Origin of the sequence: Pantoea conspicua (assembly GCF_002095315.1) — a bacterium.
Lineage (GTDB): Bacteria > Pseudomonadota > Gammaproteobacteria > Enterobacterales > Enterobacteriaceae > Pantoea > Pantoea conspicua.
In genome coordinates this window covers 21,406-36,494 of sequence record NZ_MLFN01000046.1, presented here as the reverse complement: position 1 = coordinate 36,494, position 15,089 = coordinate 21,406, and the positions used below count along the sequence as shown (strand labels likewise).

Here is a 15,089-nt window from a genome sequence, read left to right as displayed (position 1 = left end):
GATTTATTCAACAAAGCCCCTGCGCGGTATCCAGCTCCGCCAGCCGCGCCTGATACTTTTCAATCAGCGTTTCTGCATTTTCGCCAGGCACAAAGTCGATCCATCCGACATTTTCCTGCTCGCCTAACAGCATCTCTGCTGTTTTAAGCAGTTGTTCCGCTGCCCAGCCATGTGTACCAATTACAATCGCAATGGTCACTTGCTACCTCCGTTCGCTTGAGAAGCTCATCTGAGTCAATGAACTGTATGATTTACCGCTTCGGTTATGCGAAAATTCTGCTACCGATGGTTCCGGATAGTGCCGCAAAATCATCGGGTAACCGCGATAAGGTCGTAAAGTCGCGATTTATTTTAGTGATCGAAAAAATAAATTATGTGATGGCTGTCAGCTATTCGCAGCCTGATTAACCGAACCTGCAATTAAATGCGCTGCGTCATTGGATCAGCAGATTGTAAAAATAAGAAAATTTTTTGACGCCAAAGCGCGACCTGATACATTAACGATCTGTTTATTATTCAGGAGTAACGGGCCTCAGCCCACCTTTATGGATCGTCACCGACGTCGCTTAACCTGTTCTTTGCGCCTTCCGGCGCGTCACCTTTCGCCTGCTGGCGTTTTCACCGCTTTTCCGATCGTCACTCTGTCACGCTTTAACGCGCTGACACGCATCGGTTCACACTGTTCCTCGTTCGGGAGTCATTAATGGAATTTCTATTCGACCCCTCAATCTGGGCGGGTTTACTGACGCTTGTGGTACTGGAAATCGTGCTGGGTATCGATAACCTGGTCTTTATTGCCATTCTGGCGGACAAGCTGCCGCCGAAGCAGCGTGATAAAGCGCGGCTGATCGGCCTGTCGCTGGCGCTGGTGATGCGTCTGGGCCTGCTGTCGCTGATCTCCTGGATGGTGACGCTCACTACGCCCCTATTCAGCGTAGGCGATTTCAGCTTTGCCGGACGGGATTTAATCCTGCTGGCGGGTGGTTTGTTCCTGCTGTTTAAGGCGACGATGGAACTGCACGAAAGGCTGGAGAACCGCCAGCTCGAGGGCGCCGGCAACCGGGGTTATGCCAGTTTCTGGGCAGTGGTGACGCAGATTGTGGTGCTGGATGCGGTGTTCTCGCTGGATGCGGTGATTACCGCTGTGGGTATGGTGAACCATCTGCCGGTGATGATGACCGCCGTGGTGATCGCCATGGGTGTGATGCTGCTGGCCTCCAAGCCGCTGACCAACTTTGTGAATGCGCATCCGACCGTGGTGGTGCTCTGTCTGAGCTTCCTGTTAATGATTGGCCTGTCACTGGTGGCAGAAGGCTTTGGTTTCCACATTCCTAAAGGTTACCTCTATGCGGCGATTGGCTTCTCGATCCTGATTGAGCTGTTTAATCAGATTGCCCGTCGAAACTTCATTCGCCATCAGTCGCACCGGCCGATGCGTGAACGAACCGCAGAGGCGATTCTGCGACTGATGGGCGGTCGCAATCGTGCCCAGACGGCGAGCAGCAGCAATAACGAAGAGTCAGCGCTCACCGAAGCGATGCCGCAGGAAGCGTTTAAAGATGAAGAGCGCTATATGATTAACGGTGTGCTGACGCTGGCGTCCCGTTCGATTCGCAGCATTATGACGCCGCGCGGTGAAATCTCCTGGGTGGATGCAAATCGGCCGGTGGATGAGATTCGCATTCAGCTGCTGGATACGCCGCACAGCCTGTTCCCGGTCTGTCGCGGTGAGCTGGATGAAATTGTGGGTGTGGTGCGGGCCAAAGAGCTGCTGGTGGCGCTGGAGCACGGCGTCGATGTGGCGACCTTTGCCGCCAATACGCCGACCATCGTGGTGCCGGAAACGCTGGACCCGATCAACCTGCTGGGGGTGCTGCGCCGGGCCAAAGGCAGCTTTGTGATTGTGACCAACGAGTTTGGTGTAGTGCAGGGCCTGATTACGCCCCTGGACGTGCTGGAAGCGATTGCCGGTGAATTCCCGGATGAGGATGAAACGCCGGATATCATCGCCGATGGCGACGGCTGGTTAGTGAAAGGCGGCACCGATTTGCACTCGCTGCAACAGTTGCTCGACTTCCACCAACTGGTCGATCCGGATGAAGATCACGCCTCGCTGGCGGGCCTGCTGATTGCCCAGAAAGGGCAGCTACCTCAGCCAGGCGAAGTGATCGATATCAGCCCGCTGCACTTCCGGATTATCGAAGCGACCGATTACCGGATCGATCTGGTGCGGGTCACCAAAGATAAGCCGCTGGATGAGGAAGAGGAGCGCTAAGGCGTTACCGGCAGAGCCGTTACGGTAACATCAGCTCCTTTGTCCGGTCAGCCGCTGCAGTGATGCAGCGGCTTTTTTGTTTTCTTTGCAGCCTGTCCTCAGACGGGTAACGGTTCAGCATCTGGCTGGTGCTTTGCCAGCCAGCCGGGGAAATCACCGATCGGCATCGGGCGGGCGTAGTAGTAGCCCTGCAGATGATCGACGCCGCGCGCCCGCAGATAGGCGGCCTGTTCTGCTGTTTCAACCCCTTCCGCGACCAGACTGATATTCAGACGCTGCGCCAGGGAAATCACCATATCGGTCACGGTGGCGTTAATTGCGTCGGTGCCGATGGCGGCGGTAAAGATTTTGTCGATCTTCAGCACGTCAGGCTTCAGGTCCTTGAGGTAGGAGAGCGAGCTGTGACCGGTGCCGAAATCATCAATCGCCAGCCGCACGCCAATCTCATGCAGCTGGGCGATGACTGATTGATCGACCACCGGCAGGGCATCCCGCTCGGTTAATTCAACCACCAGTTTCGGTATCGGATTAGCGGGCCACCACAGGTTTTGCAGATCCTGCAGGATGGCGCGATCGCGAAAGTGGCTGGCCGCCACGTTAATCGCAATGTGGAAACCGGGGCAGTTAGGCAGATGAGGCAACTGTTTCACCACCTCATTCAGGACAAAACGGGTGAGCGGCTTAATCAGGTTCTGTCGTTCTGCCAGCGGAATAAAGACATCGGGAGCGATCCAGCCTGACGGGCATTATGCCAGCGCAGCAGTAACTCAATGCCGTCACACTCGCCACTTTTAGCGTTAATCAACGGCTGGCAATAGACCATAAACTCATTGGCGGTGATGCCATAGCTGATCTGCCAGCTCAGGCTCATGCGATTGGCGGTGGCCAGCCAGACGATATACCCCATCAGCAGGCTAAGCAGCAGCGCCAGCGGCAGCTGCGACGGCAGCGTGTGCAGGGCCAGCCGGGTCGGCGAAGGACCATACAGCGTCAGGGAATAAGGGTAGCGTAGCGAGGTCTGGTTATAGGTCACCTCATCTTCGGACGGCTGCGTCGGTTCAATCAGCGGATTACCATATTCCAGGCTCTCCCCGTTAACGTTGAAGATGGCACGCTCCACCCACGGCAGCTGCGGCTCCAGCAGATAATTACCCATCATTTCGATGTTAATCACCTGCAAAATACCCGAGCGGTTATCCAGGCTTCTCGGCGTCCACAGCAATAAAATCGGTGAGCCCTTTAATAAATAATTATCCGTGGCGAGTGTCATACGCTGGCCGTTAAAGGCCAGTTCCGGATAGGTCTCGCTAAACGGAATGTCACGCGGACCAAAGATGCTGGAACAGTAAATCGCGTCATTATCGACCAGCAGCATGGCGCGCACCGTCTGCAACGCCGAAATTTTCTCAATCAGCGGGAAACGCACATCCCGGCACGGCACCCCCACCAGCCCGAGCGTGTTATTGGCAGAGACATCAAGCGGTGAAAACATCCGGTCAAAACGCAAAATGGCCTTATCGGCGAAATCTATCGCCTGCTGCTCAATTCGCGACTTCTCTTCAATATAACGAAATGCCAGCGTCAGAATCAGCACCACGGTGGCGATTGCCAGCGCAATCAGCAAACGCTTGCGTCTGAATTGTCCAACAAATTGCTGGGCCATGAGCATCAATAACCACCTTCCCAAAAAACCAGAAAAAAGCCAAAAATAACGGGGTTGTTATCGGCACGGTCCGATCAACATTGAGGCCGGAATGCAGAAAAGCGGGTCTGAAATGTTGCGCGACCAGGACAGTCGCGCGGAAAACACTCTACCGGTTTAGGCTGCGCTGAGATAGCGCAGGATGCGGATTTTATTACAGTTGCGCATTAATTAAGCAATGAAACGTTTCGCTTAATCGCATTGCACTTTAATTGCCAGGCCACCGCGTGAGGTTTCACGGTATTTGGCGTTCATGTCTTTGCCGGTTTCATACATGGTTTCGATCACCTTATCCAGTGAGACGCGCGGCTCACTGGTGCGGCGCAGGGCCATACGCGCTGCGTTGATCGCTTTAACCGAGGCGATCGCGTTACGCTCAATGCACGGGACCTGAACCTGGCCCGCGACCGGATCACAGGTCAGACCCAGGTTATGTTCCATGCCAATCTCCGCGGCCACGCAGACCTGCTCCGGGCTGCCGCCCAGCAGTTCCGCCAGACCGGCAGCCGCCATCGAACAGGCGACACCCACTTCACCCTGGCAACCCACTTCTGCACCGGAGATCGAGGCATTCATTTTATACAGCACGCCAATGGCGCCAGACGCGAGGAAGTAGCGCAGAAAAATATCGGGCGTGACTGGCTCAATAAAGTGATCGTAATAGGCGAGGACCGCCGGCACGATACCGCAGGCGCCGTTGGTCGGCGCGGTGACCACCCGGCCACCAGCCGCATTTTCTTCATTCACCGCCAGCGCGAACATATTGATCCAGTCGATAACGATCATCGGATCGTTAGAGTGTTTAGAGGAAGAGATCAGTAAGCGACGTAACGAGGCAGCACGGCGCGGCACGCGTAGCGGGCCTGGCAGCACGCCTTCGGTATTCAGACCACGATCGATACAGGCCTGCATGGTCTGCCAGATAGTGGCGAAGTAGGCGTGGATCTCGTCGCGGCTGTGCAGCGCCAGCTCGTTTTTCATCACCAGCCCGGATAATGACAGCCCGGTTTCATGGCAGTGTGCCAGCAGATCTTTGGCGGAGTGAAACGGCCAGGGGACCGAAACTTCATCCAGTGCCGATTGCCCAAAATGCTCTTCATCAACGATAAAGCCGCCGCCCACTGAGTAGTAGGTTTTCGACAGAATCAGCAGGTCACCGGCGAACGCCAGCAGGCGCAGCCCGTTTTCATGCAGTGAGAGGTTTTCGCTGCGGAACACCATGCCGCCCTCGCGCGGGAAATCAACCTCATGCGCCCCTTTGGCCAGCAGCAAACGCTCGCGCGCCGCGACGTCTTTGATAAAAGCGGGGATGGCATCAATATCGACGGTGTCGGGGGATGCACCGGCCAGACCCATAATAATCGCGATGTCGGTATGGTGCCCTTTACCGGTCAGCGACAGCGAGCCGTAAACATCCACCGCAATGCGCGTCACCTCCTGTAGCTTTCCCTGTTCGGATAACAAATCCACAAACTGTTTACCCGCTTTCATCGGGCCGACAGTGTGCGAACTTGATGGGCCAATCCCCACTTTGAACATGTCGAAAACACTAATCACAGGTGACACTCCTCACAAATTATTCTCAGTCTGCCGGGGCAGTTTATGGCGCTAATAGTAATAGTCATGCCGGGTAAAAGAGCAGTTTTTCGCATGAAATAAACTTATCAAAAGTGATAGAAAAAATTATAGCGCGGCCAGCGAGTCAGCAGGCCGGAATCGGGCAGGTTAAAGGCGAAAGTGAGCGTCAGAACGCAATTTGCTCGCTCAGCGAGCGGATAATGCCAGCGGTCATGCCCCAGACCAGATAATCCTGATAGCGGGAGAGCCAGACCGGATGACGTACGCCAGCCCGATGGACCTCCAGCGCACTGTAACGGCTGAGCTGTAAAGCTTCGGCCAGCGGCATCTCAAAAGCGCTTCGTACTTCATCCGGATTTATCTGCAGCCGGAGATCGGGCGGGATGATCCCCAGCACCGGCGTGACCTGAAAGCCGGTACTGCTGGTGACGGCAGGCAGCGTGCCCAACACTTCAACCTGCTGGGGGCAGATACCCACTTCCTCCTGAGCTTCCCGCAGGGCAGTGGCGATCAGTGAAGCGTCAGACTCATCCTGCATGCCGCCAGGAAACGCAACCTGACCGGCATGTTTGCGCAGCGCATGGGAGCGTTGGGTCAATAACAGGCCGGGTTCAGGCCGCGCCACAATCGGTACCAGCACGGCAGCATGCCGTCCGGCGAGGTGTTGCGTGTTATGTTGCGGCGGTTGCAACAGGAATCGGCTGCGAAAGGTATCAAGCGTCAGCGCCATTCAGACCCTCCGTTCCAGTGCCGGCAGAATGCGGCTCACTTTATCCAGCGTCTCCTGGTATTCCGCTTCCGGTTCGCTGTCAGCGACGATGCCACCGCCCGCCGCGCAGTAGAGTTGCTGGCCCTCAGCAATCAGCGTACGGATGGTGATACTGCTGTCCATACGGCCGCACAGGCTGAGATAGCCAATACTGCCGCACCAGGCATTACGACGATGCGGCTCCAGTTCATCAATAATTTCCATCGCCCGGATTTTCGGCGCGCCGGTGATTGAGCCGCCGGGGAAACAGGCGCGCAGCAGATCGGTCGCCTGCAACGCGTCCGGCAGTTGCGCCCGCACCGTACTGACCAGATGGTGCACGGCGGGAAAGGGTTCAACCACAAACAGTTCAGGCACGCTGACGGAGCCTGGCACGGCCACACGGCCAATGTCGTTGCGCAGCAGATCAACGATCATCAGATTTTCGGCCCGATCTTTCTCTGCGTTTTGCAGGGCGTCGGCCTGCTGCCGATCGGCGATCGGATCGGCACAGCGTGGACGGGTGCCTTTGATCGGTCGGGTTTCAATCTGTTTTTCATTCAGCGACAGAAAGCGCTCTGGCGACAGGCTGAGGATGACGCTTTGTGGCAGACGCAGAAAGGCGCTGAACGGTGCGCGATTGGCGCGGTTCAGCGCACAAAATGCCTGCCATTCATCGCCCTGATAACCGGCCTGAAAACGCTGGGCCAGATTGACCTGATAACAGTCGCCCGCCTGGATGTAGGCCTGAACAGCGGAAAAGCGCGCGGCGTAGGCAGCGTAATCCAGGTTGGATTGCCAATGGCTGGTCAGGCTGAACGGGGCGGCATCACGTTCAGGCCACTGCGCCAGCCAGGCGGCACGGGCGTCAATATCCTGCAATGCCAGCAGTGTCAGGGTCTGGCGATGGTGATCGGCGATTAATGCCCAGTCATAAATGCCCACCGCCATATCCGGAGTGGCAAGATCGGCCTGCGCCTGCTGCGGCAATTGCTCAAACCGGCGTCCCAGATCGTAGCCGAACAGGCCCAGCGCGCCACCCTGAAACGGCAGAGCCGCATTGGCTACGGGCGTTACACCCAGCGCATCGCACTGCTGCTGGAGCAGCAACAGCGGATCCTCGCGGGAATCGATTGTGCCACGGGCGTCGGTGATCTGCGTGATCTCACCCCGGGTCACCAGCGTGGCGCGGGGTTCAGCGGTGAGAATGTCAAACCGATTGTCACTGTGGTCGGCATCACCAGAGGAGAGCAGCATGGCCCACGGCTGATCGGCAATCGGGGCGAAACGCTGATTAAGTGCATCCGGGGTATAATCAAGGCTGAGGGTTTTAACAATCATCAGGCAGACAAATCAGAAAGCAAAGAGGTCGCCAGACTGCCATATTTTTCCCGACTGGCACCTGTTTGTTCCGCGTGTGATAATCGCTGCCCCAAAGCAGGAGTGAAACATGTTTACAGGATTACCGGCTCTCTCTCATGAGCAACAGCAGCAGGCCGTCGAGCGTATTCAGGAACTGATGGCGGGAGGCTTGTCGAGCGGCGAAGCGATCGCCCAGGTGGCCCAGGAAATTCGACAGAACCATAAAGGTGAACAGATCCGGGCGATGTTCGACGACGAAGACGAAGACGAATAACGCCCGGCGAGCTTAGCGTGCGGCAATAATCTTTATTTCGATTTTATATTTCGGATTCATTAAACCTGCCTGAACCGTGCAGCGTACTGGCGCGTTATCGGGGCAAACCCAGGCGTCCCAGGCGCGGTTCATTGCGGGCAGGTCCGCTTTGTCCACCAGAAACAGGGTGGCGTCCAGTATCTTACTCTTATCACTACCCAGTCGCGTCAGCAGGGCATCAATCACCGCCAGCGCATTGGCTGTCTGCGCTTCAGCATCCGCCTCCAGATTTTCCGGCACGCTGGTGTAATAGATAGTGTCGTTGTGAATCACAGCTTCGGACATACGATGTTCCGGATCGATGCGGGTAATGCTCATCTTGTTCTCCCTGGTTTGATGGGCATTAGCCTGGCACATTCCTTATGCTGCTGTCATCTCTTAGCCTCACAGGCAGCGCCTGACGATAGCCTGCCGATCAGCCATCACCTGAGGCGCCATATTGAAAGTGGTGAAAAACTTCACCTCAGCACCCTGTCGCTGAGGCGTTACATCGGCAAAGATCGAATCTTCCCAGGTCAGGATGGTGATCTGCTCACCCTGCGGCTGGGTATGCGTGGTGTTATCTCTGGCGATGACCTCTGTGGTGGACCAGCCGCGATAAATACAGTCGCTAAGCTGCGGCACCGTGCGGGTGCTTTGTCCCTGGAAAACCGGCTGATTCAGTCGGGCTTGTTCAGGTGTAGGCGCCTGACAGCCATACATCAGCAATACGCCGAAAAGAGAACCGATGCGGAAATGATTCATAATGTTCCTCCGCCTGAGACAGGCAGTGCGGTAGAGGCGGTCTGCAGTCGTGTGCTGACGGCGCATCACCTTACCGGCGCGCAGGCTGAGGGTAGGTGATGTCATGATTATAATCTGTGCGCTTATTTCCTCGCTGCTATCCCTCGCATTTGGTAGCTGCATCACACTGTCTGGCGCAGTGAAGGACGCAGACCCGTGCCGCGTTCAACGGAAAGGGCGCACCCGGGACGGAAAAATGATATAAATCAGCCGATAAATGACGCCACAGGATGAGGATTAAAGCATGGCGAATACGCAGTATCTTTTTTGGGTAATGGCAGGCGCGCTGACGCTGCTGTTTATTGTGGTGTCGGCGTTCGTCGGTCTGTCGCGTGGTGCGAAGCAGGGTTTTATCACCTTTGCCGTTCTCTTCGTCATCATGCTGGCGGGAGCTTTTTACGTTCATCATTAGCGTCCACGGCAGCCAGGGGAACACAGCGGGATTTTTACCGCTTAACTCACACTTTCAGCCAAAAACGGGCGGGAGAAGGTTCCGGTTAACTATGCTGAGATCAAATAGCAGCACTGCTATTTATCACCGGAGGTATTTATGTCTGAACGTCCTGATTACGATGAACCGCTGCCTGATGACGCTGAAATCTATCCGGAAGATGAAGAAGAGGATGAGGAGTCCGGCCAGGACCCGTTAGAAAAAGATATTTAACGTCTCATGCCAGCCTCACCCTCGGTAGCTAACGGGATTTTTTAATCACCTGCTGTTATCACGCGACGCAACCGACGCGTCATTCCAACAAAACCGTCACTCAGGCGGTTTTGTTGTTTCTGAACCTCGTCCGGCTTCCGCAGGGCCGTTTAGCCTGGTGGGTTTACCCGACAAGATGAGCACGTCAGCGACACATTTTCCCCATCTGTTACCCGTCGGCCTGAGGTGCTTCATGCCAGATTTGTCAGCCCCAATATCGTTAAATAATTGATTATATTCGATTTTGCTTTGTGAATTTAATACTGACATAATTACAGTGTTTTTGCCGTTCTTTGAGAGGGTATGTGGCAGACGATTTTGCAGTTGATGGCGCGCTGGCGCAGGCGATAGCGGGCTTTAAGCCGCGCGACGCACAGCGTGAAATGGCGCAGGCGGTATCCGAAGCCGTAAAAGAGCAGGGCGAGCTGGTGGTCGAAGCGGGTACCGGCACCGGTAAAACTTACGCCTATCTGGCACCCGCACTGCGGGCCGGCAAGAAAGTGATCGTCTCGACCGGATCGAAAGCCTTACAGGATCAGCTGTATGGACGCGATCTGCCTACCATGATTGATGCACTTAAATTCAAAGGGAAAACCGCCTTACTGAAAGGGCGCTCCAATTATCTCTGTCTGGAGCGGCTGGAGCAGCAATCAATGGCGGGCGGCGATCTTACCGTTCAGGCGCTGACCGATCTGGTGACGCTGCGTAGCTGGTCGTCGCAGACGGTGGATGGCGATATCAGCAGCTGCGCGGGCGTGACGGAAGACAGCCCGGTCTGGCCGCTGGTTACCAGCACCAACGACAACTGTCTGGGCACCGACTGCCCGCGCTATAAAGAGTGCTTTGTCGTGAAGGCACGTAAGCGGGCAATGGACGCAGATGTGGTAGTGGTAAACCATCACCTGTTTCTCGCCGATCTGGTGGTAAAGGAGGGCGGCTTCGGTGAGCTGATCCCGGAAGCGGATGTGATGATCTTTGATGAGGCCCATCAGCTGCCCGATATCGCCAGCCAGTATTTCGGCCAGCAGCTCTCCAGCCGGCAACTGCTTGACCTGGCAAAAGATATTATTACCGCCTATCGCACTGAAGTACGCGACGTACAGCAACTGCAGAAGTCTGCCGACCGCCTGGCGCAGTGCGCGCAGGACTTTCGCCTGTCGTTAGGCGATCCAGGCTACCGCGGTAATCTGCGCGAACTGCTGAGCGATAACACTATTCTGCGCATGTTCACGCTACTGGATGATGCGCTTGAGCTCTGTTACGACGTTATCAAACTGTCGCTGGGTCGTTCAGCGCTGCTCGACGCGGCGTTTGAACGGGCAGCGCTCTACCGTGGCCGGCTGAAGCGACTGCGTGCCATCAACGAGCCGGGCTACAGCTACTGGTATGAATGCACCTCGCGTCACTTTATTCTGGCACTGACGCCGCTGTCAGTGGCAGAACGCTTCCGTGAGGTGATGGATAACCGCAAAGCAGCATGGATCTTCACCTCGGCCACCCTGGCGGTGGATGAGAAGATGGAGCATTTCGCCGAGCGGCTGGGCGTCAACGCCGCAAAGAGTTTGATTCTCAACAGCCCGTTCGATTATGCGCAGCAGGCCCTGTTATGCGTGCCGCGCAACCTGCCTGAACCTAACCGGCCTGGCGGCGCTCGACAGCTGGCCGCCATGATGAAACCGCTGATTGATGCCAACAAAGGGCGCTGTTTCTTTCTCTGTACCTCGCATCTGATGATGCGTGAGCTGGCGGCAGAGTTTCGTGCCTCTATGACGCTGCCGGTACTGGTGCAGGGCGAAACCAGCAAAGGCCAGTTGCTGAAGCAATTTATCGATAAAGGTAATGCTTTACTGGTGGCAACCAGCAGCTTCTGGGAGGGGGTCGACGTACGCGGCGATGCGCTCTCGCTGGTCATCATCGACAAACTGCCGTTTACCTCACCGGAAGATCCGTTGCTAAAGGCGCGGATGGAAGATTGCCGCATTCGCGGCGGCGATCCGTTTAACGATGTACAGCTGCCTGATGCGGTGATCACCCTGAAGCAGGGCGTCGGGCGACTGATCCGGGATACCGACGACCGTGGCGTTCTGGTGATTTGCGATCAGCGGCTGGTATCGCGTCCTTACGGTGCGCTGTTTCTCAACAGTCTGCCGCCGACGCCACGCACCCGCGACATTTCGCGCGCCATCGCCTTTATACGTCAGCAACCGGACGCCTGATTTTATGTTAAGATGCGCGCCGTTTTCCTTCTCCTGAGGTGGTCATGTCAGCCCGAATTTTAGCGCTGGATACGGCGACAGAAGCCTGTTCAGCAGCCTTGCTGAATCAGCAACAGATTGATGCCCGATTTGAGATCGCCCCGCGCGACCATACACAGCGCATTTTGCCGCTGATTGAAGAGTTACTGCTGGCGCAGCAGCTCGACCTGACGCAACTCGACGCACTGGCCTTTGGCCGTGGTCCCGGCAGTTTTACCGGCGTGCGCATCGGTATTGGTATCGCTCAGGGTCTGGCGCTGGGCGCAGCGCTGCCAATGATCGGTATTTCTACCCTGGCTACGCTGGCTGAAGGTGCCTGGCGTCTGCAGGGCGCGACCCGCGTTTTAACCGCTATTGATGCGCGAATGGGTGAAGTCTACTGGGCCGAGTACCAGCGAGACGAAAGCGGCGTCTGGCAGGGCGAAACCAGCGAAAGCGTGTTGTCACCTGAAGCCGCACTGACCAGGATGCAGGCGTTGTCCGGCGAATGGATGACTGCCGGCACCGGCTGGCAGGCCTATCCTGCCCTGCAGCAGGGCCATGCGCTGACGCTCCATGCCAGTGAGGTCACGCTACCGGCGGCAGAAGATATGCTGCCGCTAGCGACCCTTGCCTTACAGCAGGGCATGACGCTGCAGCCAGAAAATGCCGAGCCCACTTATCTGCGTAATGAAGTGGCATGGAAAAAATTGCCAGGCCGCTAGATCGCACGCAACTTATTGTTATGCGTCCAGTCTAAGCCATTACGTAACTGGAGAACGCCTATGTCAATGTGCGCTAAAGGGCTAACAGGTCTGCTGCTGGCCTGTACGCTGGTTTTAACAGGTTGTGTGTCGATTCCTGACACGCTGCAGGGCAGTTCACCGCAGCCGCAACAGGACCTGTTGCGGGTAATGAACGATCCGGCCATCTATACTGGCCAGGAGTCGCGTTTTGGCGGCAAAGTCGTCAATGTCACCAACCTTAATGGCAAAACCCGGCTGGAGATCGCCACGCAGCCACTGGATGAGAGTGCCCGGCCCCGGCTGGGTGCCGCTTCGGTAGGACGCATTTATGCCGACATCCACGGTTTCGTTGATCCGATAGATGTAAAAGATCAGTTTGTCACGGTGCTGGGAACCATCAAAGGCACTGAGCCGGGTAAAATCGGCGAAGCGAACTACAAATTTGTGGTGATTGACGTACGGGGTTATCAGCGCTGGCATCTCACCAGGCAGGTGATGACTCCGCCGCAGCCGATCGATCCGTGGATTTGGTATGGTCCGACGCGTCATCGTTCTGGCTACTGGGGACCGAATCCCTACTGGGGAATGTACAGTAGCGGCCCGGCTCAGGTAGAAACGATTCTGACTGAGTAACCCGGAAGTCCCCTTTTTTTAGCCCGGTAGCGTTGCTCGCCGCCGGGCTTTTTATTTGGCTGTTTTATCAGCACGAAATTTAGTGATGAACTTCGCAACCTCAACATGCCGAAACAGGCAAACTGGTACAATCAGTTAAAATATTGTTAACAAACCAGATTGGCTGAGGCAGCGATGGAAATACAACATGATTATCGGGGTGGATCCTTGAATAAGGTTTGGCTGAAACGCTACCCGGCAGATGTGCCTGCCGAAATAAGTGCAGATCGTTATACTTCGCTGGTGGATCTGTTTGAGCAGGCCGCAAAACGCTACGCCGATCAACCTGCCTTCTGGAACATGGGGCAGAAGATGACCTATCGCCAGCTGGAAGAGAAAAGTCGCGCTTTCGCGGCTTATCTGCAACAGAAACTGGGACTCAAACCGGGCGACCGGGTCGCCTGATGATGCCGAACCTGCTGCAGTATCCGGTGGCGCTGTTTGGCGTGCTGCGTGCCGGCATGGTGGTGGTAAACGTGAATCCGCTTTATACGCCGCGTGAACTCAAGCATCAGCTGAATGACAGCGGTGCCAGCGCCATCGTTATTGTATCGAATTTTGCCCATACGCTGGAAAAAGTGGTGGCAGAAACCGCTGTCCGCCATGTGATCCTGACCCGGATGGGTGATCAGCTGGCCCCGGTAAAAGCCACGCTGGTCAATTTTGTCGTTAAATATGTCAAACGACTGGTGCCTAAATACCATCTGCCGGGCGCGATCTCATTTCGTGAGGTGATGGAGGCCGGTGCCACGCTGACTTACCAGCGGCCGACGGTGACCAATGACGATCTTGCCTTTCTGCAGTACACCGGCGGCACCACCGGCATTGCCAAAGGCGCGATGCTGACTCACCGCAATATGCAGGCCAATCTTGAACAGACCAAAGCCACCTACGGTAAAGTGCTGCGAGACGGTAAAGAGTGCGTGGTCACTGCGTTGCCGCTTTATCATATCTTCGCCCTGACAGTAAATGGCCTGCTTTTTCTGGAACTGGGTGGACAAAATCTGCTGATCACCAATCCACGCGATATTCCAGGCTTTGTGAAAGAGCTGGCGAAATTTCCGTTCACCGCCATTACCGGCGTCAATACCCTGTTTAACGCACTGCTGAATGATGAGCAGTTTAATAAACTCGATTTCAGTACGCTGCGGCTCTCTGCCGGCGGCGGGATGGCGGTGCAGAAAGCGGTGGCAGAACGCTGGGAAAAGCTGACTGGTCACTATCTGCTGGAGGGCTATGGCCTGACCGAATGTTCGCCGCTGGTGTCGGTGAATCCTTACGACATCAGCTGTCACACCGGCAGTATTGGTTTACCGGTTCCCTCAACCGACGTCCTGATTGTTGATGATAACGGTAATGAAGTTTCACCGGGTGAGCCAGGGGAACTCTGTATCAGCGGTCCTCAGGTGATGCTCGGCTACTGGCAACGTCCGGATGCTACGGAGGAAGTGTTGAAAAATGGCTGGCTCCATAGCGGCGATATTGTTACCGTTGATCAGGAAGGCTTTATTCGCATTGTCGATCGTAAAAAAGATATGATTCTGGTCTCCGGCTTTAACGTCTATCCGAACGAGATCGAAGATGTGCTGATGCAACATCCAAAAGTGCGTGAAGCGGCCGCTATCGGCGTGCCCAGCGATCTTTCCGGCGAGGCGGTCAAAGTCTGCGTGGTGAAGAAAGATCCCTCACTGACCAAAGAGGAGTTGCTCGATCACTGCCGCCGTCAGCTGACCGGATACAAGGTGCCGAAAATCATCGAGTTTCGTGAGGAGTTGCCAAAAACTAACGTCGGCAAAATTTTGCGGCGCGAACTGCGCGCCGAAGCGAAACCCGGCGCAAGCTAAGCCTGGGCAAGGATTCAGGTCAGACGCCGGCATGTCCTGCGTTTTTATTGCTGACTGAAAACTACGCCCTGTGGGCGTGGTCATTATCCGGTTCTGACGCTGCCTTATTGTGTTGGTATTTGGATATCA

The 15,089-nt window shown here is 55.8% G+C and carries 11 protein-coding genes and 3 pseudogenes; 7 read left to right on the top strand and 7 right to left on the bottom strand.

The window, feature by feature from the left end:
• Window positions 1–13 precede the first annotated feature (13 nt).
• Window positions 14–199, bottom strand: a pseudogene (locus HA41_RS14965) (PTS sugar transporter subunit IIA domain-containing protein); the annotation flags it as partial.
• A gap of 504 nt (window positions 200–703) precedes the next feature.
• Here HA41_RS14965 and HA41_RS14960 point away from each other — a divergent pair.
• The gene (locus HA41_RS14960) at window positions 704–2,275 is read left to right on the top strand and encodes a TerC family protein (RefSeq protein ID WP_094121444.1); all 1,572 of its coding nucleotides are present in this window, start codon (window positions 704–706) and stop codon (window positions 2,273–2,275) included.
• Window positions 2,276–2,373: 98 nt separating this feature from the next.
• Here the strand turns inward: HA41_RS14960 and HA41_RS14955 are convergent.
• The 4 genes and pseudogenes from HA41_RS14955 to pabB all read right to left on the bottom strand — a co-directional run bounded on the left by HA41_RS14955 (window position 2,374) and on the right by pabB (window position 7,644).
• Window positions 2,374–3,944: pseudogene (locus HA41_RS14955) on the bottom strand (EAL domain-containing protein).
• 225 nt (window positions 3,945–4,169) lie between these two features.
• Window positions 4,170–5,534: an L-serine ammonia-lyase gene (locus HA41_RS14950; RefSeq protein WP_094121443.1), complete on the bottom strand. Its 1,365-nt coding sequence runs from the start codon at window positions 5,532–5,534 to the stop codon at window positions 4,170–4,172.
• Between the two features lie 187 nt (window positions 5,535–5,721).
• Complete coding sequence (locus HA41_RS14945; protein ID WP_094121442.1) at window positions 5,722–6,285, bottom strand: CoA pyrophosphatase; 564 nt, start codon at window positions 6,283–6,285, stop codon at window positions 5,722–5,724.
• Window positions 6,286–7,644, bottom strand: a complete 1,359-nt coding sequence (gene pabB, locus HA41_RS14940) for an aminodeoxychorismate synthase component 1 (RefSeq protein WP_094121441.1) — start codon at window positions 7,642–7,644, stop codon at window positions 6,286–6,288. It lies immediately after the preceding gene.
• Window positions 7,645–7,753: 109 nt separating this feature from the next.
• On the opposite strand from pabB, the gene HA41_RS14935 reads away from it, so the two are divergent.
• The gene (locus tag HA41_RS14935; RefSeq protein WP_094121440.1) at window positions 7,754–7,939 is read left to right on the top strand and encodes a YoaH family protein; all 186 of its coding nucleotides are present in this window, start codon (window positions 7,754–7,756) and stop codon (window positions 7,937–7,939) included.
• Between the two features lie 12 nt (window positions 7,940–7,951).
• Here HA41_RS14935 and HA41_RS14930 read toward each other — a convergent pair whose 3' ends face one another.
• Together HA41_RS14930 and HA41_RS14925 are read right to left on the bottom strand one after the other, a co-directional pair.
• Entirely contained in the window at window positions 7,952–8,296 is a 345-nt protein-coding gene (locus tag HA41_RS14930) for a RidA family protein (protein ID WP_094121439.1), read from the bottom strand.
• Window positions 8,297–8,362: 66 nt separating this feature from the next.
• On the bottom strand, window positions 8,363–8,827 hold the full coding sequence (locus tag HA41_RS14925; RefSeq protein WP_244175130.1) for a hypothetical protein: 465 nt from the start codon (window positions 8,825–8,827) through the stop codon (window positions 8,363–8,365).
• Between the two features lie 178 nt (window positions 8,828–9,005).
• Here HA41_RS14925 and HA41_RS21120 point away from each other — a divergent pair, with 178 nt between their 5' ends.
• From HA41_RS21120 to fadD, 5 genes and pseudogenes are all read left to right on the top strand, one after another.
• On the top strand, window positions 9,006–9,173 hold the full coding sequence (locus HA41_RS21120) for a hypothetical protein (protein ID WP_167373385.1): 168 nt from the start codon (window positions 9,006–9,008) through the stop codon (window positions 9,171–9,173).
• Window positions 9,174–9,769: 596 nt separating this feature from the next.
• Entirely contained in the window at window positions 9,770–11,680 is a 1,911-nt protein-coding gene (gene yoaA / locus HA41_RS14920; RefSeq protein ID WP_094121437.1) for a DNA repair helicase YoaA, read from the top strand.
• A 44-nt stretch (window positions 11,681–11,724) separates the two neighbouring features.
• Complete coding sequence (gene tsaB, locus HA41_RS14915; RefSeq protein WP_094121436.1) at window positions 11,725–12,423, top strand: tRNA (adenosine(37)-N6)-threonylcarbamoyltransferase complex dimerization subunit type 1 TsaB; 699 nt, start codon at window positions 11,725–11,727, stop codon at window positions 12,421–12,423.
• A gap of 60 nt (window positions 12,424–12,483) precedes the next feature.
• A complete protein-coding gene (locus HA41_RS14910; RefSeq protein ID WP_094121435.1) occupies window positions 12,484–13,077 on the top strand; it encodes a Slp/YeaY family lipoprotein in 594 nt (197 codons plus the stop codon).
• A 207-nt stretch (window positions 13,078–13,284) separates the two neighbouring features.
• Window positions 13,285–14,960, top strand: a pseudogene (fadD, locus tag HA41_RS14905) (long-chain-fatty-acid--CoA ligase FadD).
• The last annotated feature ends 129 nt before the right edge of the window (window positions 14,961–15,089 follow it).

Bases quoted from the DNA above. Each gene is read 5' to 3' on its own strand.
- HA41_RS14960 (WP_094121444.1), top strand. From the start codon at position 704: ATGGAATTTCTATTCGACCCCTCAATCTGGGCGGGTTTACTGACGCTT.
- HA41_RS14945 (WP_094121442.1), bottom strand. From the start codon at position 6,285: ATGGCGCTGACGCTTGATACCTTTCGCAGCCGATTCCTGTTGCAACCG.
- pabB (WP_094121441.1), bottom strand. From the start codon at position 7,644: ATGATTGTTAAAACCCTCAGCCTTGATTATACCCCGGATGCACTTAAT.
- HA41_RS14935 (WP_094121440.1), top strand. From the start codon at position 7,754: ATGTTTACAGGATTACCGGCTCTCTCTCATGAGCAACAGCAGCAGGCC.
- HA41_RS14930 (WP_094121439.1), bottom strand. From the start codon at position 8,296: ATGAGCATTACCCGCATCGATCCGGAACATCGTATGTCCGAAGCTGTG.
- HA41_RS14925 (WP_244175130.1), bottom strand. From the start codon at position 8,827: ATGACATCACCTACCCTCAGCCTGCGCGCCGGTAAGGTGATGCGCCGT.
- HA41_RS21120 (WP_167373385.1), top strand. From the start codon at position 9,006: ATGGCGAATACGCAGTATCTTTTTTGGGTAATGGCAGGCGCGCTGACG.
- tsaB (WP_094121436.1), top strand. From the start codon at position 11,725: ATGTCAGCCCGAATTTTAGCGCTGGATACGGCGACAGAAGCCTGTTCA.
- HA41_RS14910 (WP_094121435.1), top strand. From the start codon at position 12,484: ATGTCAATGTGCGCTAAAGGGCTAACAGGTCTGCTGCTGGCCTGTACG.